Origin of the sequence: Xenococcus sp. PCC 7305 (assembly GCF_000332055.1) — a bacterium.
Classification (GTDB): Bacteria; Cyanobacteriota; Cyanobacteriia; order Cyanobacteriales; family Xenococcaceae; genus Xenococcus.
Genome location: NZ_ALVZ01000020.1, coordinates 1 through 3,158, shown reverse-complemented (window position 1 = coordinate 3,158; position 3,158 = coordinate 1). Strand labels below are relative to the sequence as shown.

Here is a 3,158-nt window from a genome sequence, read left to right as displayed (position 1 = left end):
GGTCAGCTAGTCCATCCCCATTGACATCCCCGGCGTTACTTACGGTCGTGCCTGAATTATCATCCGCAGTAATACCTTTGAGAACAAAACCATTGTTGCCATCGAGGGCGGATAATTCGATTGCCGAGCTGGGATTGCTACTGCCGAATACTACATAGCTCTCTCCTGCATCACTGTTAGCTCCAGGTGCCCCAATAATCAGGTCAGCTAGTCCATCCCCATTGACATCTCCGGCGCTACTTACAGATCTGCCTGAAAAATCAATGGCATCAATGCCATTCAGAACAAAGCCATTGCTGCCGTCGAGGGCGGATAATTCGATTGCCGAGCTGGGATTGTTGCTGCCGAATATCACATAGCTCTCTCCGGCATCACTGTTAGCTCCATATGCTCCAATAATCAGGTCAGCGATGCCATCTCCATTAACATCCCCCGCATTACTTAGCGAATTGCCTGAACGATCCTCACTATCAATACCTTTGAGGACAAAACCACTGTTACCATCGAGAGCCGAAAGTTCAATCGCTGGTGGATAAGGTATGGGGTCATCATTAGCAATAGGTGCATTATTAACACCAGTAATAGTGATGGTTACTGTAGCTGTGTCGGTATCACCCCCATCGCTTACGGTATAGGTAAAGATATCGGTAGCAGTTTCTCCTGGTTTGAGGAAGTCAAATTGCCCATTGGGATCATAGTCAAAGGTTCCATCACCGTTGCTTGTAACTAATCCCAAGGTTACTGTGGTGTCAATAGCAGTCACCGAGAGAGGATCTCCATCGGCATCGGTATCGTTGAAGAGCACGCTGCTAGTAGTGAAGGAAGTATCTTGATCGGTGTTGAAATCTCGGCCAAAAACGACATAGCTTTCTCCTTGTTGAAGATTACCAGCATAATATGCCCCAATAATCAGATCGGTGGTGCCATCTCCATTGACATCTCCGGCGTTACTTACCGACACGCCTGAACGATCACCCCCATCAATCCCATTTAGTACAAATCCATTGCTGCCATTGAGAGCTGATAATTCAATGGTTCCTGAACTACCTACATCACTTCCGCCAAAAACGACATAGCTCTCTCCTGAAATAATACCACCAGCTCTAGATGCTCCAATAATTAGGTCAGCGATGCCATCTCCATTGACATCTCCGGCGTTACTTACCGAATAGCCTAAACGATCATCTTCATCAATACCATTGAGTACAAATCCATTGCTGCCATCCAGACTGGAAAGTTCAAAAGTTCCGGAAGTCCCAACATTACTGCCGCCAAACACCACATAACTTTCTCCTGATCTATTTCCATTAGGGTCAGCTCTAGATGCTCCAATAATCAGGTCAGCGATGCCATCTCCATTGATATCTCCGGCATTACTTACTGAATCACCTGAGAAATCACCAACATCAATACCATTGAGTACAAATCCATTACTGCCATCCAGACTGGAAAGTTCAAAAGTTCCGGAAGTACCAACATTACTGCCACCAAACACCACATAGCTTTCTCCTGGCTCAGTACGAGTAATAGCAGCTTCATTTGCCCCAATAATCAGGTCAGCGATGCCATCACCATTAACATCCCCCGCATTACTTACTGAATTGCCTGAACGATCATCTTCATCAATACCATTGAGTACAAATCCATTGCTGCCATCAAGATCTGATAGTTGTATTATTCCGGAAGTGCCAACATTACTGCCGCCGAACACCACATAGCTTTCTCCTGAATAACTGCCATTAGGGTCAGCATAAAATGCTCCAATAATCAGGTCAGCGATGCCATCCCCATTGACATCCCCCGCATTACTTACCGAAACGCCTGAATTATCAACATCATCAATGCCATTAAGAGCAAATCCATTGCTACCATCGAGAGCCCCAAGTGCAAGAGTTCCCGAACTGCCAACCCCACTGCCGCCAAACACCACATAGCTTCTTCCTCTCTGATTGATGTTAAAAGAGTTTTCCCCAATAATCAGGTCAGCGATGCCATCCCCATTGATATCTCCAGCATTACTTACCTTGATTGAGTCCGCGTTAACACTACCGTTCACATTGATGATAAAACCATCGCTACCATTGAGTTCTGTAAGTTCAATCGTTCCCGAACTACCGACACTACTGCCGCCGAAAACCAAATAGCCTGTTCTTCGTGCTCCAATAATAATGTCAGCAATGCCATCCTCATTAATATCTCCAGCATTACTTACTGATCGACCACTAAAACTTAACAACTCATTAGAACCATTAAGAACAAATCCATTACTGCCATCGAGTTCTGAAAGCTCGATCGCTGCTGGATAAGGTACGGGGTCATCATTAGCTACAGGAGCAACAAAAATCTCAGAGTAGGCTTGTTGAGTTGCTTGGTTAAATACTATTTCTGTATTGTCCGCTTCTGAATCAACACCAACAGCAATATCCAGTTGCCAATTGCCTCCTAGCTCTGCGTTTCCGATTTTGGTACTGGATGCTTGGATCTGGGCTTGGGTTAGTTGATGTAGTTTATTGAGGAATTGCTTGCCCTTTTCTCCTTGGGCAACGTTGCAACCGTAGAGGAGAATTTTGGGCTTCGCAATGAAATTATGCCCCCTAAATCCCCCAATCCTGGGGGACTTTGAACTCTTGCTTCCAAAATTAGCTGGGCAAGATTCTTTATTTTGAACTTGATCGTGATATTTCTGTACAGTTTTGTCCCCAATCCTCGAAGACTTTAAGCTATTTTCTCCCCCAAAGTTGGGGGTCGGGGGGCTTAAATGCAACTCATGTAAATATTCTAGGGATTGATGGGATTGATGGCTGTAAGGGCGAAAAGGCGAAAACCAATTTTTAATCTCTGCGGCGTATAAAGGTAAAGTATCGAGGTTTAGTTTGCTATTGCCTAAGTGAATAGAACCAGGTGAACCATGACTAACCAGATGAAGCGAATCAAGATTAGGATATTCTTGTAAGATCTCGGTAATCTGAATAATGCCGTCTCGCTGAGCATCGAGAGTTTTAACTGCTGACCCTGGGATGACTCCGGCTGCTAGTTGCTGGGGATTAGTAACATTGGGGTCAATAGACCTCTTGCAAAATAGATAAGTATTTAAATTATTGTCACAACAAGAAATTTTAAGCTGATAATGATAGTTCGTAATTGTAAATAGCGGAGAG

At 44.5% G+C, this 3,158-nt stretch carries 1 protein-coding gene; it reads right to left on the bottom strand.

Features of this window, described 5'->3' with window-relative positions:
- Nucleotides 1-3,158, bottom strand: a 3,158-nt coding sequence (locus tag XEN7305_RS00230; protein ID WP_006507273.1) for a DUF4347 domain-containing protein, incomplete at both ends; no start/stop codon positions are given.